The sequence below is a fragment of the Cryptosporangium aurantiacum genome, from assembly GCF_900143005.1.
Lineage (GTDB): Bacteria > Actinomycetota > Actinomycetes > Mycobacteriales > Cryptosporangiaceae > Cryptosporangium > Cryptosporangium aurantiacum.
Genome location: NZ_FRCS01000005.1, coordinates 62,157 through 78,507, shown reverse-complemented (window position 1 = coordinate 78,507; position 16,351 = coordinate 62,157). Strand labels below are relative to the sequence as shown.

The 16,351-nt window shown below is 70.0% G+C and carries 18 protein-coding genes and 2 tRNA genes; 7 read left to right on the top strand and 13 right to left on the bottom strand.

Annotated features, from left to right (window positions below; genetic code table 11):
* The first annotated feature begins 97 nt into the window (after positions 1–97).
* Positions 98–3,124, top strand: a complete 3,027-nt coding sequence (locus BUB75_RS17940; RefSeq protein WP_073259146.1) for a UPF0182 family membrane protein — start codon at positions 98–100, stop codon at positions 3,122–3,124.
* Positions 3,125–3,170: 46 nt separating this feature from the next.
* On the opposite strand, the gene BUB75_RS17935 is transcribed toward BUB75_RS17940, so the two are convergent.
* Together BUB75_RS17935 and BUB75_RS17930 are read right to left on the bottom strand one after the other, a co-directional pair.
* Positions 3,171–3,599 (bottom strand): hypothetical protein, encoded by a 429-nt coding sequence (locus BUB75_RS17935; protein WP_073258671.1) that lies wholly within the window; start codon positions 3,597–3,599, stop codon positions 3,171–3,173.
* A 5-nt stretch (positions 3,600–3,604) separates the two neighbouring features.
* Positions 3,605–3,820 carry a hypervirulence associated TUDOR domain-containing protein gene (locus BUB75_RS17930; RefSeq protein ID WP_073259145.1) on the bottom strand — a complete coding sequence of 72 codons (216 nt, stop codon included), beginning with the start codon at positions 3,818–3,820 and terminating at the stop codon, positions 3,605–3,607.
* Positions 3,821–3,967: 147 nt separating this feature from the next.
* Here BUB75_RS17930 and BUB75_RS17925 point away from each other — a divergent pair.
* Positions 3,968–4,044: transfer RNA gene (locus BUB75_RS17925), tRNA-Met, on the top strand.
* A 121-nt stretch (positions 4,045–4,165) separates the two neighbouring features.
* On the opposite strand, the gene BUB75_RS17920 is transcribed toward BUB75_RS17925, so the two are convergent.
* Complete coding sequence (locus tag BUB75_RS17920) at positions 4,166–4,549, bottom strand: MarR family winged helix-turn-helix transcriptional regulator (protein ID WP_073258669.1); 384 nt, start codon at positions 4,547–4,549, stop codon at positions 4,166–4,168.
* 76 nt (positions 4,550–4,625) lie between these two features.
* Here BUB75_RS17920 and BUB75_RS17915 point away from each other — a divergent pair, with 76 nt between their 5' ends.
* Together BUB75_RS17915 and BUB75_RS17910 are read left to right on the top strand one after the other, a co-directional pair.
* Positions 4,626–6,113: an MFS transporter gene (locus BUB75_RS17915; RefSeq protein ID WP_073258667.1), complete on the top strand. Its 1,488-nt coding sequence runs from the start codon at positions 4,626–4,628 to the stop codon at positions 6,111–6,113.
* Between the two features lie 86 nt (positions 6,114–6,199).
* Positions 6,200–6,276: transfer RNA gene (locus BUB75_RS17910), tRNA-Met, on the top strand.
* Between the two features lie 155 nt (positions 6,277–6,431).
* Here the strand turns inward: BUB75_RS17910 and BUB75_RS17905 are convergent.
* From BUB75_RS17905 to BUB75_RS17895, 3 genes are all read right to left on the bottom strand, one after another.
* Positions 6,432–6,635, bottom strand: coding sequence for a cold-shock protein (locus BUB75_RS17905; protein ID WP_073258665.1), 204 nt, complete (start codon positions 6,633–6,635; stop codon positions 6,432–6,434).
* Positions 6,636–6,826: 191 nt separating this feature from the next.
* Positions 6,827–7,165: a hypothetical protein gene (locus tag BUB75_RS17900; protein ID WP_073258663.1), complete on the bottom strand. Its 339-nt coding sequence runs from the start codon at positions 7,163–7,165 to the stop codon at positions 6,827–6,829.
* A gap of 269 nt (positions 7,166–7,434) precedes the next feature.
* Positions 7,435–8,331: an SCO6745 family protein gene (locus BUB75_RS17895; RefSeq protein WP_178379904.1), complete on the bottom strand. Its 897-nt coding sequence runs from the start codon at positions 8,329–8,331 to the stop codon at positions 7,435–7,437.
* Positions 8,332–8,510: 179 nt separating this feature from the next.
* Between BUB75_RS17895 and BUB75_RS17890 the strand changes: the two genes are divergently transcribed.
* Positions 8,511–9,014, top strand: a complete 504-nt coding sequence (locus BUB75_RS17890) for a winged helix-turn-helix transcriptional regulator (protein WP_245806280.1) — start codon at positions 8,511–8,513, stop codon at positions 9,012–9,014.
* Here the strand turns inward: BUB75_RS17890 and BUB75_RS17885 are convergent.
* A complete protein-coding gene (locus BUB75_RS17885; RefSeq protein ID WP_143175276.1) occupies positions 9,003–9,215 on the bottom strand; it encodes a hypothetical protein in 213 nt (70 codons plus the stop codon). The two genes, BUB75_RS17890 and BUB75_RS17885, sit on opposite strands and share 12 nt — an antisense overlap.
* Positions 9,212–9,592 carry a hypothetical protein gene (locus BUB75_RS17880; protein WP_073258659.1) on the bottom strand — a complete coding sequence of 127 codons (381 nt, stop codon included), beginning with the start codon at positions 9,590–9,592 and terminating at the stop codon, positions 9,212–9,214. The genes BUB75_RS17885 and BUB75_RS17880 overlap by 4 nt, the downstream gene beginning before the upstream one ends.
* 306 nt (positions 9,593–9,898) lie before the next feature.
* On the opposite strand from BUB75_RS17880, the gene BUB75_RS17875 reads away from it, so the two are divergent.
* A complete protein-coding gene (locus BUB75_RS17875; protein WP_143175275.1) occupies positions 9,899–10,714 on the top strand; it encodes a GntR family transcriptional regulator in 816 nt (271 codons plus the stop codon).
* Here the strand turns inward: BUB75_RS17875 and BUB75_RS17870 are convergent.
* The 5 genes from BUB75_RS17870 to aroA all read right to left on the bottom strand — a co-directional run bounded on the left by BUB75_RS17870 (position 10,703) and on the right by aroA (position 15,542).
* Positions 10,703–11,731 carry a hypothetical protein gene (locus BUB75_RS17870; protein ID WP_178379902.1) on the bottom strand — a complete coding sequence of 343 codons (1,029 nt, stop codon included), beginning with the start codon at positions 11,729–11,731 and terminating at the stop codon, positions 10,703–10,705. The two genes, BUB75_RS17875 and BUB75_RS17870, sit on opposite strands and share 12 nt — an antisense overlap.
* Before the next feature lie 88 nt (positions 11,732–11,819).
* On the bottom strand, positions 11,820–12,611 hold the full coding sequence (hisN, locus tag BUB75_RS17865) for a histidinol-phosphatase (protein ID WP_073258655.1): 792 nt from the start codon (positions 12,609–12,611) through the stop codon (positions 11,820–11,822).
* Positions 12,612–12,628: 17 nt separating this feature from the next.
* Positions 12,629–13,000 (bottom strand): hypothetical protein, encoded by a 372-nt coding sequence (locus BUB75_RS17860; protein WP_084741433.1) that lies wholly within the window; start codon positions 12,998–13,000, stop codon positions 12,629–12,631.
* 260 nt (positions 13,001–13,260) lie between these two features.
* Complete coding sequence (gene rsgA / locus BUB75_RS17855) at positions 13,261–14,085, bottom strand: ribosome small subunit-dependent GTPase A (protein WP_218617600.1); 825 nt, start codon at positions 14,083–14,085, stop codon at positions 13,261–13,263.
* A 167-nt stretch (positions 14,086–14,252) separates the two neighbouring features.
* Positions 14,253–15,542 (bottom strand): 3-phosphoshikimate 1-carboxyvinyltransferase, encoded by a 1,290-nt coding sequence (aroA, locus tag BUB75_RS17850; protein ID WP_073258651.1) that lies wholly within the window; start codon positions 15,540–15,542, stop codon positions 14,253–14,255.
* Between the two features lie 49 nt (positions 15,543–15,591).
* Between aroA and BUB75_RS17845 the strand changes: the two genes are divergently transcribed.
* Positions 15,592–16,308 carry an SOS response-associated peptidase family protein gene (locus BUB75_RS17845; protein WP_073258649.1) on the top strand — a complete coding sequence of 239 codons (717 nt, stop codon included), beginning with the start codon at positions 15,592–15,594 and terminating at the stop codon, positions 16,306–16,308.
* The last annotated feature ends 43 nt before the right edge of the window (positions 16,309–16,351 follow it).

The window sequence follows — 16,351 nt, the reverse complement described above, 5'->3', positions numbered from 1 at the left end:
GCTGTGACGGGCGTGGTCCGCAGCCTCCCGGCTGGTAGATGCAAGGTAGGTTTGGTCCACGCTTCACCGCAATCCATACCGGGAGATGCCCGTGGTCATGCGTTCGCCGTTGCCGTCGGTGAGCCGACGCGCCCGGCGTGTCGTCATCGTTCTCGTGTCGGCCGTCGTTCTGCTGTTCGTTCTGACGGCAGGGAGCAGCCTGTACGCCGACTGGCTCTGGTACGACGAGGTCGGCCTCACCAGGGTCCTTTCGACGAGTCTGCAGACCCGGTTGCTGCTGTTCGTCCTCTTCGGTGTCGTCACCGGAGCGATCGTCGCGGTGAACCTCTACGTGGCCTACCGGCTGCGGCCGATCTTCGCGCCGATGTCGCTGGAGCAGCAGAACCTCGAGCGCTACCGGATGGCGATCGCGCCGCGGTTCGGCCTGCTCACGCTGGCCGCCGGTGCGGTCGTCGGGGTGATCACCGGTCTGTCGGCGCAGGGCCAGTGGAAGACGTGGCTGCTGTTCATCAACTCGACGCCGTTCGGCGAGACCGACGAGCAGTACAACCGTGACATCTCGTTCTACGTCTTCGAGTATCCGTTCTGGCGATACGTGCTGAGCGTCGCGTTCACCGCGATCGTGCTGTCGGTGATCGGTGCGCTCGTCGTCCACTATCTGTTCGGTGGCATCCGGCTGCAGGCCGGCTCGGGTGGCCGTCTCGGCACCGCCGTCATCGGCCACCTCTCGGTGCTGCTGGGGCTGTTCGTCGCGCTGAAGGCCGTCGCGTACTACTTCGACCGCTTCGGCATGCTGTTCGGCTACAACGACTCCACGAAGACACATGGGGCGTCCGCCGCCGATATCGAGTTCTTGCTACCAGCGAAGAACATCCTGTTGTGGATCGCAGCGCTCTGTGCGCTGGTGTTCTTCGCGAACCTCGGCTTCCGGCGGGTGTTGCCCCCGGCGATGGCGCTGATCCTGCTCGGCATCTCGGCCATCGTGATCGGTGGCGCGGTGCCGGCGCTGGCTGAGCAGTTCACGATCAAGCCGAACGCGATCGACCGCGAGGCCGACTACATCGAGCGCAGCATCACCGCGACCCGAGATGCCTACGGCATCGACGACATCGAGCGGCAGGACTACACGCCCAACACCAGCGCGACGCCTGCCCAGGTGGCGCAGGAGGCGGGCACGGTCCGCAACGCGCGGCTGCTCGACCCGAACGTGCTCTCGGACACGTTCACCCAGCTCCAGCAGGTCCGGACGTTCTACCGGTTCAACTCCAGCCTCGACATCGACCAGTACACGGTCGACGAGCAGCTGCAGGACTACATCGTCGCGCTGCGCGAGATGGACACCAGCCGCCTGGACGACAGCCAGAAGAACTGGATCAACCTGCACACGATCTACACCCACGGCTACGGCCTGGTGGCCGCGCCGGCCAACCAGGTGACCGAGGGCGGCCAGCCGTACTTCGTCTCCGGCTCGCTGGGCGACACCCCCGCGGCCGCCGACGACGAGGCGTCCGAGCAGCAGGCCGCGAAGCTCGCCGCAGCGTTCGCCGCGGACAACCCCGTGCGGCAGCCCCGGGTGTACTACGGCGAGCTGACCAGCGACTACGCGGTCGTCGGTAAGTCGTCGGACGGCCGTGACCGCGAGTTCGACCGTCCCACCACCCAGGGCGGCGACCAGAGCGAGCAGGTCAGCTTCACCTACGACGGCAAGGGCGGCGTCGAGGTCGACTCGCTCTCCCGCCGGCTGCTGTACTCGCTGTACTTCCGGGAGCGGAACTTCCTGCTCTCCAGCGCGCTCAACGACAACTCCAAGGTCATGTACGTCCGGAACCCGCGCGAGCGCGTGGAGAAGGTCGCCCCGTTCCTGACGCTGGACGGCGACCCCTATCCGGCGCTGGTCGACGGCCGGATCCAGTGGATCATCGACGGCTATACGACCAGCAACTTCTACCCGTACTCGCAGCGCGAGACGCTGGGGGCGACCGCGGTCGACTCTCGCACGGGTGCCGGCACGGCGGCGCAACCGAACGACCAGATCAACTACATCCGGAACTCGGTGAAGGCCACCGTCGACGCCTACGACGGCACCGTCACCCTGTACCAGTTCGACGACGCCGACCCGGTGCTCAAGGCCTGGAACAAGGCGTTCGACGGCATCATCAAGCCGAAGAAGGACATCCCGGCCGAGCTGGCCGCGCACTTCCGGTACCCGGAGGACCTGTTCAAGGTCCAGCGCTCGCTGCTCGCGAAGTACCACGTCAGCGCCGCGGACGACTTCTTCAGCGGGCAGGACTTCTGGCAGGTCCCCGATGACCCGACACCGGCAAGGGGCGGTAAGCAGCCGCCGTTCTACGTCGTCGCGCAGTGGCCGCAGCAGGAGAAGGCCACGTTCCAGATCACCACGCCGATGGTCGCCAACCGGCGGAACAACCTGACCGCGTTGATATCCGCGCACTACGACGACAACTACAAACCCGTGATCCAAATGCTGGAGCTGCCTGGCGACTCGCAAATCGCGGGCCCGACCCAGGCGCAGAACAAGATGCGCAGTGAGGACACGGTCCGCGACAACCTCAACGTGCTCGACCTGGGCGACTCCCAAGTTGTCTACGGCAACCTGCTGACGTTGCCGGTGGCAGGCGGGTTGCTCTACGTCGAACCGATCTACCAGAGAGCCAGCGGCCAAGACTCCATACCGCTGTTCCAGAACGTGCTGATGCTCTACGGGGAAAAGGTCGCGTACGAGTCCACGTTGGGCGGAGCACTCGACAACCTCTTCGGTGCGGGTGCGTCCCAGGACGCACCTGAGGGTCAGCAACCTGGGGACAGACCGAGTACACCGAGTACGACGCCGACCCCGACACCATCGGGGACAGCGACGCCGACTCCGGCACCGAGCGGGACGCCGTCGGTCGGCCCGACTCCATCGGTGCCCGCGCAGGCCGGGAGCGTGCAAGCGGCCGAGAGCGCGATGTTGAAGGCGTCGGACAACCTGGCAGCTGCGAAGAAGAGCGGAGACCTCGCGGCGATCGGTAAGGCGTCGGAGGAACTGGCGGACGCCGTCGACGCCTGGCGTGCGGCGAAAGCGAGAGCGAGTACCAGCCCGACGCCGAGACCAAGCGGTTGACAGAGCGAGGCCCCCGCCGGAGAAATCCGGCGGGGGCCTCGCTGCGTCAGGGCCGGGCTTCGTGGTGGCGGCGTCCGTGCGTCCGACGCCGCTCCTTCATCTCCGACTCGTAGACGTGACGACGCCCGCCGAGCAACTCGTTGCGGGCGTCCTCCTCCATGCCGCGGAAGGCCGCGTAGTAGCCGTCGTCGTACTCCTCGACGATCTGGAACGTCCACCGGCCCTCCAGGACGTTCCGGCCGACCAACTCGGTCTCCACGCGGTCGGCCAGCGCGGTGTGGCCGGCCTTGCGCAGCAGTTCGATCGCCTCGTCGAGCATCAGGTCGGCGTGGCCGGTCAGCTGGTGCAGCGCGTAGAGGTGGCTGCGGGCCTGCTCGATCGTCTCGAGCGCCTCGCTGAGCTTGCCCACCGCCGCGACCGTCTCGTCGTCGACGCCCTCGGGGCGCAGGTGGGCGGGGTCGGGCTGGTCGGACATCGGCGTCAGTGGCCCTCTCGGTGCAGCGCGGACGATTTGTGGACGGCGGTGCCGCCGCTCTTCTCGCTCTTGACCAGGTACTGCGGATCGTCGGCGCTGGCCCGGACCGTGCGGCCGGCTATCTCGGTGTCGCTGGTGATCTTCTTCTGCACGGTACCGACGGCCTCGCCGCCGTGGCTCCGCCAGCTGACCTTGTCGCCCCTGCGGAAGTCTTTTGCCATGGGGTTCGGGATGCCCGACACGACGTCGGACAAACCCGTCGTAACCGCCGGTGGCGGGCGTCACGCGGCGTCGTTTTGCAGTTCACGTGATCGTCGAGCTATGGTTAGGACGCAAGACAGCAACACGGCAAGACAGAAGGAACGCGGCGCGGGGTGGAGCAGCTCGGTAGCTCGCTGGGCTCATAACCCAGAGGTCACAGGTTCAAATCCTGTCCCCGCTACCACATCGAACGGCCTCGGTGCATTCGCACCGGGGCCGTTCTTCGCTATCAGGCCGGAGCGAGATTGTCAGGCCGGAGCGAGATTGTCAGGCCGGAGCCGGATGGTCGGGCCGGAGCGGGGCTGTCAGGCCGGAGCGGGCTGGAGATGCTCGGCCAGCACGGCGACGTGCGTCTTGCGGGCTTCCGCGTACAGCTGCCTGCCGTCGTCGGTGATCTTCACGAAGACACCGCGGCGATCGACCTCGCAGTGGGTGCGTTCGACCAGGCCGGCTTTCACCAGGCGGCTCACCGTGCGGGACAGCGCGCTCTGACTCAGGTACATGGTCTCGGCGAGTTCCTGCATGCGGCGCTTGTCACACTCCTGTGTGGTGAGACGGTCCAGAGTCTCGTACTCGCTGAGTGTTAACCCGTGTGACTCCTGCAGCACCCGCTCGAGATGGCACGCGATCTCGTTGTAGCAGGTCAGGAGCGATCGCCAGCGTTCGACGAGATCGGTCTCCAGCTCCATGTCGGGCATCCTACCCCGGGTCGGCCAGTCAATGCACGCGAAATAAATGCGCCAAAATCTTTTGCGTGGACATTAGATGCACGAGCATCTAACGTCGCCAACCGTGACTCTCACCGAATCCCTGACGCAGTCCGCGGCGCAGCCGTCCGGCGCGCCCGCCGCGGAACAGCGCTGGACGCCCCGGCTCTGGGGCGTGCTCGCGGTGCTGTGCACGGTTCTCTTCCTCGACGGGTTGGACGTCTCGATGGTCGGCGTGGCGCTGCCGTCGATCGGCTCCGAACTCGGCTTGTCCACCACCTCACTGCAATGGGTCGTCAACGGCTACGTGCTCGGCTACGGCGGCCTGCTCCTGCTCGGCGGTCGCACTGCCGACCTGCTCGGACGCCGTCGGGTCTTCCTGATCGCGCTCGGTGTGTTCACCGTGGCCTCGCTGGTCGGCGGCCTGGTCGACAACGGCACGCTGCTGATCGCCACCCGCTTCATCAAGGGCCTGGCCGCCGCCTTCACCGCACCGACCGCGATGAGCATCCTGACCACGACGTTCGCCGAGGGGCCTGCGCGCAACCGGGCGCTGTCGATCTTCACGGTCTTCGGCGCCAGCGGGTACTCGTCCGGCCTCATCCTCGGCGGTCTGCTGACCAGCCTGGGCTGGCGCTGGACCTTCCTGGTGCCGGTGCCGCTCGCGCTGGGCGCGCTCGCCGCCGGCCTCGCGCTCATCCCGCGGGACAAGCGGGCCACCGAGGGCGGGCACGACCTGGCCGGTGCGGCCACCCTCGTGGGCGGCATGCTGCTCGCGGTCTACTCCGTGGTCACCGCGCCGCAGCGCGGCTGGCTCGAACCGGCGACGATCGGTCTCGCCGTGCTCGCGGTCGCGCTGCTCGTCGCGTTCGTGGCGATCGAGAGCCGGGTCCGACACCCGCTGGTCCGCCTGAGCATCTTCCGGATCGGCTCGATCGTGCGGGCGAACGCGAGCGTCGTCGCGCTGATGGGTTCGTACATCAGCTTCCAGTTCATGATGACGCTGTACCTGCAGGACGTGCTGCACTGGTCTCCGCTGCGGATGGCGCTGGCGCTGCTCCCGGCCGGCCTGCTGGTCGCGTTCAGCTCACCGTTCATGGGCCGTCTGATCGACCGCTACGGGACCGCTCCGCTGATCGTCGCCGCGATGCTGTCGCTCAGCGCCGGCTACGTGTGGTTCCTCGCGACGGCCGGCGATCGACCCGACTACCTGTTCACCGTGTTCCCGACGATGCTGTTGCTGGGCGGCGGGTTCGCGTTCGGCTTCAGCTCGATCATGGCGCAGGCGACCGACGGCATCGACGACTCGGAACAGGGACTGGCGTCCGGCCTGGTGCAGTCCTCCGGTCAGGTCGGGACCGCGCTGGTGCTGGCCGTGGTCACCGCGCTCATCGCGTCCGCCACGACCGCGAGCTCCGGCGACTTCACGCCGTTCCGGCCGGGGGTCAACCTGGTGACCGGGGTGGCCGTGGTCGGGCTGCTGCTCAACGTCGTCGCGCTGACGACAGCGCGCAGCCGGGCCCGGCGAGTGGTCGCCGCCGGGTGAACTCTCCGGTCCTGCCGGTGCCTGCCGGCAGGACCGGATCCCGGTTGCACGACTGCGGGGGGAACGAGCTAAGCTTGAGTTACCGACGCGGGGTGGAGCAGCTCGGTAGCTCGCTGGGCTCATAACCCAGAGGTCGCAGGTTCAAATCCTGCCCCCGCTACCACCGAAGCGGCCCGGACGATTTCGTCCGGGCCGCTTTTCTCTGTCAGAGGGTTATGGGTGCGGCAACGCGGGCAACGGCTCGTCGCCCCGGAAAATCAAAAGGCGAAGGCCGGCACCGTGGTGCTGGCCTCCGCCCCAGTCAGCGGATGCTGACGATCACATCGGGCGAATGTTCGCCGCCTGCGGGCCCTTCTGGCCCTGCGTCACGTCGAACTCGACCTGCTGACCGTCGGCCAGCTCCTTGTAACCCTGAGTCTGGATCGCTGAGTAGTGGGCGAAGACGTCGGGGCCTCCACCGTCCGGCGCGATGAAGCCGTAACCCTTTTCCGCGTTGAACCACTTGACGGTGCCGGTTGCCATGCACGTTCTCCCTCTGGCGGGCAGTGATGAGCCCACACTTCGTGGGCCCCGTGTCGCGGTCGTGCTCGCCCAGCTCCAAAGGGGGCCAGAACAAACAAGAGCGCCTGGATCACAACCCCAGGCGCTCTTTTCATGCGAACCAAAGACTGCAACGGCGGTAACCGTAGCACGCGCCCCGCCGCCTAGTGCGTTTACCGGCCCGGATGTTTGTCGGCGCGTTTGCGGACCGCCAGTGGAGCCCCGGCTAGGTCTTCCTCGTTGCAGAGCAACTTGACCTCGTAATAGGGGGCCCCTTCGTCGTCGTCGTAGTCCAGGTGGATGGCGATGACGTCCACCGGCTCCGACAGCCACGTCTCAGTCTGCCGTAGCCAGGCCGCTGCGCGTTCCAGCGCGCTCGGGAGGTCGTCGTCGCGGAACTGGACCGGACGGTAGGGCACCCCCTCCACGCGGTCGTTCGGATGCGCCGGAGCAGGAAGGTCGACTGCCAGGCCGGACTCGTCGAGCCGGAGCTCGATCGTCTCCTCGATCACCTCATCGAGTCTTCGCCATTCTCGGCCGGTCCACAAGCCGAGAACGGTAAGTGTTACCCGGTCGAGCGCGGTGCCGCGCACGCCGACCGGGCCGACCGGGCGGGACGATCGGCCGGCCGGGATCGGTTCAGAGCGTTCGGTGCCGTTGTCGTTCGCCCCGGGGAATGCGTTCTTGACTAATAGCGCTCCCCGAGAATTGCCGACGTCTCAGCAATAACCGTTCTGACCACTTGCGCCTTTTATGCCCTTTATTCGAAACGATCTTGCCGTCAGTCGTGCCCCGGCGCCGGTACGCCGACCGGGTTCGGGAACGGGAGCACACCAGCGGCCACGATCGTCGACGCGAGCGGCGTGAGTAGCTCGGTGAGCTCGGCGGTCTGCTCGGCGCCGAGGACCCGGTACGGCCCGGCGGCCAGCCGGTCGGTGTCGTCCTCGAGCGTCTCCCTGGCGGCGACGCCCAGCGGGGTGAGCGTCCAGTCGTCCCGCAGCCACCCCCGGCCGACCAGGTTCTCGACCCCGGCGTCCCAGTCGTCGTCCGACCACTTCCGGGCGGTGCGCAGCAGCTCCGCCGACGACCGGCCGGACGCGATCGAGAGGATGTGGGCCTCGACCGGGCCGATCTCACCGGCCACCAGCAGTGCCACGTGGCCGTCGCCGCGGTGCTCGCGCAGCACGGTGAGCGCGTGCCAGAGCGCCAGGTGCGGCTCGTCCGGCACGGTGAGCGCGGCGTTGGCGGCGGCCAGCGGCCGACCGGTGATCTCCGGGCCGCGTACCGCGGCGACGGCTTCCAGCGCGAGGTCGGTGGCCTGGCGCACGGCCGGGTCCTCGACGATCTGCTCGCCGGCGATCCGCCGGAGCGCAGCGTCGACACCGGCCAGGCGGGCCTCGATCAGCTGCTCGGGCGTCGCGTACGACCAGACGTCGGGTACCGCCCGCGCCACCATGCCGGGGTGGAAGTTGTGGAACGTCGCGGTCACCGTCGCGGCCGAGACCGCACCCAGCGGCGCCGCCCGGCAGCCGAAGTACCCCATCCAGTAGCCCTTGAGGCCGATCGCGTCGGTCGCCTGCCGGGACTCCGGCGCGAAGTAGCTCAGGATGTGGACGACCTCGAGGGCCTGCCAGGCGCGGCGGGCCAATGCGGGGAACGGGTCGCGGAGATCGGGCACAGATCCTCCCGGGCGGCGGAGGGGCGAACGCGTCAGCGATCGCGTGGACGGGCGACAGTCAGCCTGCCACAGGACCTAGCGCAATCGCCTCGTCCACCGACAGTTCCCGCCGTTCGGACCGGTGAGCTAGGTATTGCGGTCGGTGGTCGATGTCGGTTTGACATGGCAACCTTGCCCACGTGAGTGACGACGTGCTGGAGTTCGACGCGACGACGATCCCGGGTCGCCCCTGCTCGATGGCCGCGACGCTGTCCCTGGTCGGGGAGAAGTGGGCCCTGCTCGCCGTCCGGGAGATCTTCTGGGGCAACCACCGGTTCGACGAGATCGCCCGCAACACCGGCGCACCACGCGACCGGTTGGCCGCGCGGCTGCGGAGCCTGGAGGCGGCCGGCGTCGTCGAGCGGCAGCTCTACTCGGAGCGTCCACCGCGGTACGAGTACCACCTGACGCCGGCCGGACGGGACCTCTCGACGGTGATGCAGGCGCTACGCAGCTGGGGCGACCGCTGGCTGGTCGGGGAGCCCCCAGCAGCGGTCGCCCACAGTTGCGGGGAAGACCTGGACGCGTTGTACGTCTGCCGCCACTGCGGCGACGAGGTCCGCAACCGCGATCTCGAGCTGCAGATGCGGACCCCCGCGTGGGACCTGAGCGGCCCCGTCGTCCCCGACGATTCAGAGCAGTGAACGCCGGCGCCGGTAGCCGTCGATGGCGCCGGGGCCGAGCACCATCCGCGACCCCGCGCGCGCCCAGAGCGGCGGGTGCGACCGCGACCACGTCCGGCGGAGGTAGTAGCCGCCGAGCAGCGCGATCAGCGTGGCGTGACGACCGCGGCGGGCGACCACGACCAGCGCCAGCACACCGATCGTGACGAACACCCGTTTCACGCGGCCCACCGCGCGGGCGCCCGCACCGTGCGTGCGGTCCCGACGCGTGCGGTAGTGATGCGTCCGGTGACGACGTGTTCGGCGGGCGCGCACTGCTCGGCGGCGTGCTGCGCGCGGGCCGCGGCGAGGTACCGCGGGTGCCGGTACTGCCGTCGCCAGCGTCCCAGGCGGACCACCTCCCACCCGGCCGCGCGCATCCGGGAGTCCGGGCGGGCCCAGATCCGGGTTTCGATCCGGTCGAGGAACGTCGGTGCGGTCCGGACCGCGGGCCGCGTTCGTACCCCCGTTACTACCGCCGGTCCGGCGGCCGTTGCCGGAACGACCCGCAGCCGCGCGGCGGCCGTGATGTCGTCGGGGTGAAATCTGCCGTGCATCATGACGCCTCCGTCGGTACTGCGATGCGACCCCCGAGGAGGGCGAGTTCCTTCGGGTGGGGGTCGTGTGACGAGCGGGAGGTGGTCGCCGGCTCCCGTCCAGCGGGGAAGCCGGGCGTCCGGCGGACCCGAGTGGCAAACGATGCGGCCGGATACCGGCAGGGCCACTCGCAGCGCTGCGGCGCGCGGTAAGGTTATGTAAGGTCCCTATCGGCCAGACGATAGAGCGTTAAGGTACCTACAAAAGATGGTGCCTCGCCGCAGAGCCGTGGTCAAGCCTCTGCGCCGAGAACTCGTGTGGAGGCCGCCATGGCAGCCGTGAACGGCGAGCAGCCCCAGCGTCCGGATCAACCTGCGCGTTCCGAACAGAGCCCCTACCACGACCAGCCGCAGTACCAGGTGATCGCGAACGACCTGCGTGCCCGCATCCAGCGGCGGGAACTACCGCCCGGCGCCCAGGTCCCGACCGAGAAGGATCTGGCCGCCACCTACGGGTGCTCACGCAACACGGTCCGGATGGCGCTCTCCGCGCTGGCCAACGAGGGGCTGATCTCGGCGGGCCGGGCGCGGGCAGGCCGTACGGTCCGCCGTCGGGAGCAGTTCGTGCTGACCCACCGCGTCGAGGACGAACTGGGCGCCGCGCGGCTCCGCGGCCCGGACAGCTTCGCCGACCAGGCCCACCGGCTCGGGCGAACGCCGACGCAGAAGATCGAGGTGGCGATCGTGGCAGCCGGTCCGGAGTACGGGACCCGGCTGGAGGTGCCCGCCGACGAGCGGCTCGTGGTCCGCAGACGGGTGCGGTTCCTGGACGACACCCCGTCCCACCTGTCCGAGTCGTTCTACCCGCTCGCGCTGGTCAAGGACACTCCGGTGCTCGATCCGGAGGAGATCGTGCCGAGCGTCGTGCCGCTGCTGGCCGCGCTGGGGCACCGGCAGGTCCGCTTCGTCGACGAGATCATCGCCCGGATGCCGGATCCGTACGAGGTGCGGCTGCTGGAGATCGGTATCGGGGTTCCGGTGATCGAACACCTGCGGACCGGCTGGAGCCCGGAACGGCCGGTCCGGCTGACCCGGACCGTGCTGCCGAGCGACCGCCACCAACTCCGGTACGAACTACCGGGCTGAGGCCCGCCGGGGGCTCTCGGTACGGGCCCGTCCGTTGGCGTCCAGAGCGCCGTTCGTATTCGTGCGGACGCTCAGCGGCGCCGCACCGTTGACCGCGGCCCCCGGCGCGGAAGCGCCGTTCGCATGGGCGGGCGCCACAGCCGGACTCCGGGGCCGGCAGCGGCCCTGCGCCTCGTACCGGTCGCGGACGTGGTGCTGGGGCTCGGCGTAGCGGGTCAGCAGGAGCACCGATCCGAGCGCGGTCACGAACCCGATCGCCGCGAGCCACTCCCGCCCTGGCGCGATTCGGTCGCCGAGCAACAGCAGGCCGACCAGAGCGGGCGGAATCGCCGCCGCGGCGTCCATCGACGCGACGGCCGCGGTCGTGGAGCCGCGCTGCATCGCCAGGCCGAGCAGCAACTGCCCGATGACGGTGTGCGCCAGCAGGATGTAGAGCAGCGGGTCGGTGACGAACGCACCGAACGACTGGGCGCCCGCCAGCGGACGCGAGGCGATCGCCACGGCTCCGAACGAGAGCCCGGAGAGCGCGCCGAGCGCCACCGACCCCGGCGAGCCGTGCAGCCGGGCGCCGGCGCGTCCGAGTAGGCCGACGATCGGCACGCTCAGCGCGAGCGCCAGGACCTCGGGGCCGTTCAACGGTCTGGCCTTGGTCGTCTCGGCCGAGATGATCAGCGCGGCCAGGCCCAGCACCAGCGCGCCGAGCAGGATCACCTCGCTGAGCGGATGTCGCCACCGGAGGAACGCGACGCCGAGCAGCACGGTGACGCCCAGGCCCCCGGCGACGGCGGTCTGCACCAGGAAGAGCGGTAGGTCACGCCGAGCGAGGAAGGCGAAGAGGAACGCGCCCAGCTGACAGACCAGCCCGGCGACGTAGATCCGGTGTCCGGCGAGTTTGAGAAGCAGACCCGGATCGAGTTTCGCGTGCACGCTGACGCGGGCGGCGGCGACCGACTGCAAGAAGTTCGCCACGCCATAAGCGGCGACCGATGCGCCCAGGAAAACCCATCCGAAGGACACTCCTGCGAGGATAAGCCCCCACCTCACCAGGCGCGCGCGGAGGCACACGCACCACCCGTTCGGGCCAACACTGTCGCCTCATGACTCGTCACGTGTCGCTGCCGATGATCTTCAGTACCCCGTCGTGCAGCAGACCATTCGTCGCCACCGCACTCCCACCGGCGGGCCCCGGCCGCCCGGACAGGTCGGTGAACCGTCCGCCGGCCTCGGTGACGATCGCCGAGAGCGCCGCCAGGTCCCAGAGCGACACCTCAGGCTCGCAGGCGATGTCCACCGCGCCCTCGGCGAGCAGCACGTAGCTGTAGAAGTCGCCGTACGCCCGGGTACGCCAGACCGACCGGGTCAGGTCGACGAAGTCGCCCAGCGACCCCCGCTCCTCCCAGCCGGACAGCGACGAGTACGAGAGCGACGAGTCGGCGAGGTTGCCGACCGCCGACACCCGGATCGGGGTGCCCCCGGTCGGACGTCGTCCCGCGTAGGCGCCGCAGTTCTTCGCCGCCCACCACCGGCGGCCCAGCGCGGGTGCGCTCACCATCCCGGCGACCGGCTCGTCGTTCTCCAGCAGGGCGATCAGCGTCGCCCACACCGGTACGCCGCGGACGAAGTTCTTGGTGCCGTCGATCGGGTCGATCACCCAGCGCCGCACCCCGTGGCCGGCGACCTCCCCGAACTCCTCGCCGATGATGCCGTCGCGCGGGCGGGCCCGGTTGAGCGTCGCGCGCAGCGCCTGCTCGACGGCGGTGTCGGCGTCGGTCACCGGCGTCATGTCCGGCTTCGCCGATACCTGGAGGTCCTGTGCCTTGAAGCGCGCCGTGGTGATCCGATCGGCGGTATCGGCCAGGACGTGGGCGAACGCCAGATCGTCGGAGTAGCGGGGCATGGAATGGAGGCTACCGCTCAGAGCCGAACCAACTGTTCTGCCGCGTTCGGGTCGTCGAAGGCGCCGAAGCGCAGCAGGACCGACGCGGGACGGGCCGGGAACGAGCGCAGCGCCGGCTCCATCGCCGCGAACAACCGGTTGGCGTCCGGGCCGTACGCGGAGAGCACCAACTCGTTGTGGCCGGTCTCGTCCCGCCCGAACTGCGGTGGCTCGAACTCACCCGCTCCGGCCGACTCGATCGCCGAGGCGAGCTGCTCCTCCAACGCGTAGACGTTGTGCAGGTTCGTGGCGGTGCCCCGGGGACCCGGCGCGAGCCGGAAGCGAGCGACGACGACGTGCTCGGAGACGTCCGTCATCGCGAACGGCTGCTTGCGGGAGAAGAGTCCCAATGTTCGTGTCCCTAGTTGTGGGTGGCTCCGCGAGAGCGGGCCGACCGCTGCGACCCCCCGCGGGCGCACTGTACCGCTGCTGTGAATTCGGTTGCACGGGACACGAACACATCCGGACCGGGCGGTCGGTGCCCGATCGTCCGGTCGTCGGATAGCCGTGGAGAACTGAGACAACAGTGGTCTTTGATTCCGGTCAAGGAGGCGGGTGGGGGTGTAGGGGACGTGCCGGACAGGGTCCTTACCAGTGTCTTTCCGCCACGTTAGTAAGAACTGAAATCGCCGCGACTCGCGAGTAGATGGCGGTACGACGCGAGTCGTTCGTCGCTCGCGTGCCCGCCCGCGACCCAGGCGTCCAACTGGCATCCTTCGTCCGCGGATCGGTGCTCGCAGCCCGAGGGACACTCCTCAGCGCCCTCCGAGAGGTCCTCGAAGCCGGCGAGCAGGCTCGCGGGTGAGACGTGCGCGAGCCCGAACGAGCGGACGCCGGGGGTGTCGATCACCCAGCCGCCGTCCGGCAGCGCCAGCGCGACCGCCGACGTCGAGGTGTGTCTGCCCTTGCCGACCGCGCTCACCCCGCCGGTCGCGCGGGCGGCGTCCGGCACCAGGCGGTTGACCAACGTGGACTTGCCCACGCCGGAGTGCCCGATCAAGACGGACATCCGTCCGGTGAGCCGCTCGGCGAGCGTGACCGGCTCGCCGTCCCGGCGGGTGGTGACGACCGGGAGGTCGAGCGCGGCCCAGTGCTTGCTGAAGTCCTCGGCCGCGCCGGACGGGGCGAGGTCGGCCTTGGTCAGGCAGAGCAGCGGCGCCACCCCGGCGTCGAACGCCGCGACCAGGCAGCGGTCGACGAACCCGGTCCGCGGCGGCGGGTCGACGAGCGCGGTGACGATCACCAACTGGTCGGCGTTGGCGACGATCACTCGTTCGTACGGGTCGTCGTCGTCGGCCGTGCGCCGGAGGACGCTGCGCCGCTCGCTGATCCGGACGATCCGCGCCAGCGCGTCCGGGCCGCCGGACAGATCACCGACCAGCGCGACCTCGTCGCCCACGACGACCGACTTCCGGCCCAGCTCGCGGGCGCGCATCGCGATCACCGTCGACCCGTCGAGCCAGCACGTGTACCGGCCCCGGTCGACGCCGATGATCAGTCCCTGCTGCGCGTCCGAGTGGCTGGGCCTCGTCCGGGTGCGCGGCCGGGAACCACGTCCCGGACGGACCCGGACGTCGTCCTCGTCGAGCTCCCGCCGCGGGCTCAGTGTCCTCTCACCAACTCGGTCCAGACGTCGGTGAACGTCGGCATGGTCTTGCCGGTGGTAGCCACGTTCTCCACCGCGACGCCGTCCACCGCGAGCCCGAGCAGCGCGCCGGCCTGGGCCATCCGGTGGTCGTGGTAGGTGCCGAACACCCCGCCGTGCAGCGGGCGGGGTTCGATCGCGAGCCCGTCCTCGGTCTCGGCGACGGCACCGCCCAGCTGGTTCAGCTCGGTCGCCAGCGCGGCGAGGCGGTCGGTCTCGTGCCCGCGCAGGTGCGCGATCCCGCGCAACCGGGACGGCGTCTCGGCCAGCGCCGCGAGCGTGGCCAGCACCGGCGTCAGCTCGCCGACGTCGTGCAGGTCCGCGTCCAGGCCGGTCAGCCGGGCCCCGGCGGCGACGGTCAGCCCGCGGTCGTCCAGTGTGACCACCGCTCCCATCCGGGCCAGCAGGTCGCGCAGCGCGTCACCGGCCTGGGTGGTGCGCGTCGGCCAGCCGGTGATCGTGACGCTTCCGCCGGTCGCCAGGGCGGCGGCCAGGAACGGGGCGGCGTTCGACAGGTCGGGTTCGACGTCGAGGTCGAGCGGTGCGATCGGACCCGACTCCACCCGCCACGTGTTCGGTTCGCCGTCGTCGACGGTGACGCCCGCGTCGCGCAGCATCGCGACGGTCATGTCGATGTGCGGCAGGCTCGGGACGGGCTTCCCGTCATGGAAAACGACGACGCCCTTCTCGTAGCGTGCGCCGGAGAGCAGCAGCCCGGAGACGAACTGCGACGAGGCGGACGCGTCGATCGTCACGCTCCCGCCGGGCAGCCCGCCGCGACCGGCCACGGTGAACGGCAGCGCGGCCCGGCCGTCGTCCGCGATCTCGGCACCGAGGCCGCGCAGCGCCTCGATCAGGCGCCCCATCGGACGTTCGCGCGCCCGGACGTCGCCGTCGAGCGTCACCGGGCCGTCGGCGAGCACCGCGGCGGGCGGCAGGAACCGCATGACCGTGCCGGCGAGCCCACAGTCCACGGTCGCCGGACCGTGCAGCGCGTTCGGGGTGACGCGCCAGGCGCCGTCGGCCGCGTCCGCCACCCCGACGCCGAGCGCGCGGAGCGCGTCGGCCATCAGCAGCGTGTCGCGGCTGCGGAGCGGTGCGCGCAGGGTCGAGGGCCCGGATGCGAGCGCGGCCAGGATCAGCGCGCGGTTCGTCACGGACTTCGACCCCGGCATCGTGACCGTGCCGACGACCGGCGCATCCGCGCGAGGGGCGGGCCACGGGTCGGGAAGCGGGGCGTTCTGCATGGGTGCCAGTCTGCCGGAAGTGTCGGTGGGGCTCGATAACGTGGCGGACATGTGCGGTCGGTATGCCTCCACCCGAAGCTCGGACGACCTGGTCGCCGAGTTCGACGCGATCGGCACCGCGTTCGACGAGCCGTTGCGTCCCGACTACAACGTGGCGCCCACCACCGACGTGCCGGTGGTCCGGGTATCGGCGTCCCGGGGTGGCCGGGTCGTCGACTCGCTGCGCTGGGGCCTGGTGCCGTCGTGGTCCGCGGACGTGTCGGCCGGGGCGCGGATGATCAACGCCCGCGCCGAGTCGGTGGCGTCCAAGCCCGCGTTCCGGTCGGCGTTCGCGCGCCGCCGGTGCCTGGTGCCCGCGGACGGTTGGTACGAGTGGTCACGGCGTCCCGACGGGCCGGGCAAGCAGGCGTGGTACCTGACCAGGGCGGACGGCGGTCCGTGCGTCTTCGCCGGGCTGTGGGAGGTCTGGGGCTCCGGCGACGAGAAGGTGGCGACGTGCTCGATCGTCACCACCGAGGCGCTCGCGCCGCTGAGCGAGGTTCACCACCGGATGCCGCTGTTACTGCCGCGCGAGCGGTGGGCCGAGTGGCTGGGGGAGTCGCCGGTGGATTCGGCCGCGCTGCTCGTCCCGCCCACGCCTGACTGGCTCGCCGGGATGGAGCTGCGGCCGGTCGGCCCGGCGGTCGGCAACGTCCGGAACAACGGTCCGGAGCTCAGGGCGGCGGTCGGCCAGCCGGCTCCGGTGCCGCTCGACACGTTGTTCTGAGTGGGTTTGTCCACGGCGGCCGAGACCGCTGGCGAAACCCCGT

What these genes read in the sequence shown, in the direction of transcription:
- BUB75_RS17845 (WP_073258649.1), top strand. Translation starts at nt 15,592, where the DNA reads ATGTGCGGTCGGTATGCCTCCACCCGAAGCTCGGACGACCTGGTCGCC.
- rsgA (WP_218617600.1), bottom strand. Translation starts at nt 14,085, where the DNA reads ATGCGCGCCCGCGAGCTGGGCCGGAAGTCGGTCGTCGTGGGCGACGAG.
- aroA (WP_073258651.1), bottom strand. Translation starts at nt 15,542, where the DNA reads ATGCAGAACGCCCCGCTTCCCGACCCGTGGCCCGCCCCTCGCGCGGAT.
- BUB75_RS17875 (WP_143175275.1), top strand. Translation starts at nt 9,899, where the DNA reads ATGGCAGCCGTGAACGGCGAGCAGCCCCAGCGTCCGGATCAACCTGCG.
- BUB75_RS17940 (WP_073259146.1), top strand. Translation starts at nt 98, where the DNA reads ATGCGTTCGCCGTTGCCGTCGGTGAGCCGACGCGCCCGGCGTGTCGTC.
- BUB75_RS17880 (WP_073258659.1), bottom strand. Translation starts at nt 9,592, where the DNA reads ATGATGCACGGCAGATTTCACCCCGACGACATCACGGCCGCCGCGCGG.
- hisN (WP_073258655.1), bottom strand. Translation starts at nt 12,611, where the DNA reads ATGCCCCGCTACTCCGACGATCTGGCGTTCGCCCACGTCCTGGCCGAT.
- BUB75_RS17930 (WP_073259145.1), bottom strand. Translation starts at nt 3,820, where the DNA reads ATGGCAAAAGACTTCCGCAGGGGCGACAAGGTCAGCTGGCGGAGCCAC.
- BUB75_RS17920 (WP_073258669.1), bottom strand. Translation starts at nt 4,549, where the DNA reads ATGGAGCTGGAGACCGATCTCGTCGAACGCTGGCGATCGCTCCTGACC.
- BUB75_RS17915 (WP_073258667.1), top strand. Translation starts at nt 4,626, where the DNA reads ATGCACGAGCATCTAACGTCGCCAACCGTGACTCTCACCGAATCCCTG.
- BUB75_RS17905 (WP_073258665.1), bottom strand. Translation starts at nt 6,635, where the DNA reads ATGGCAACCGGCACCGTCAAGTGGTTCAACGCGGAAAAGGGTTACGGC.
- BUB75_RS17935 (WP_073258671.1), bottom strand. Translation starts at nt 3,599, where the DNA reads ATGTCCGACCAGCCCGACCCCGCCCACCTGCGCCCCGAGGGCGTCGAC.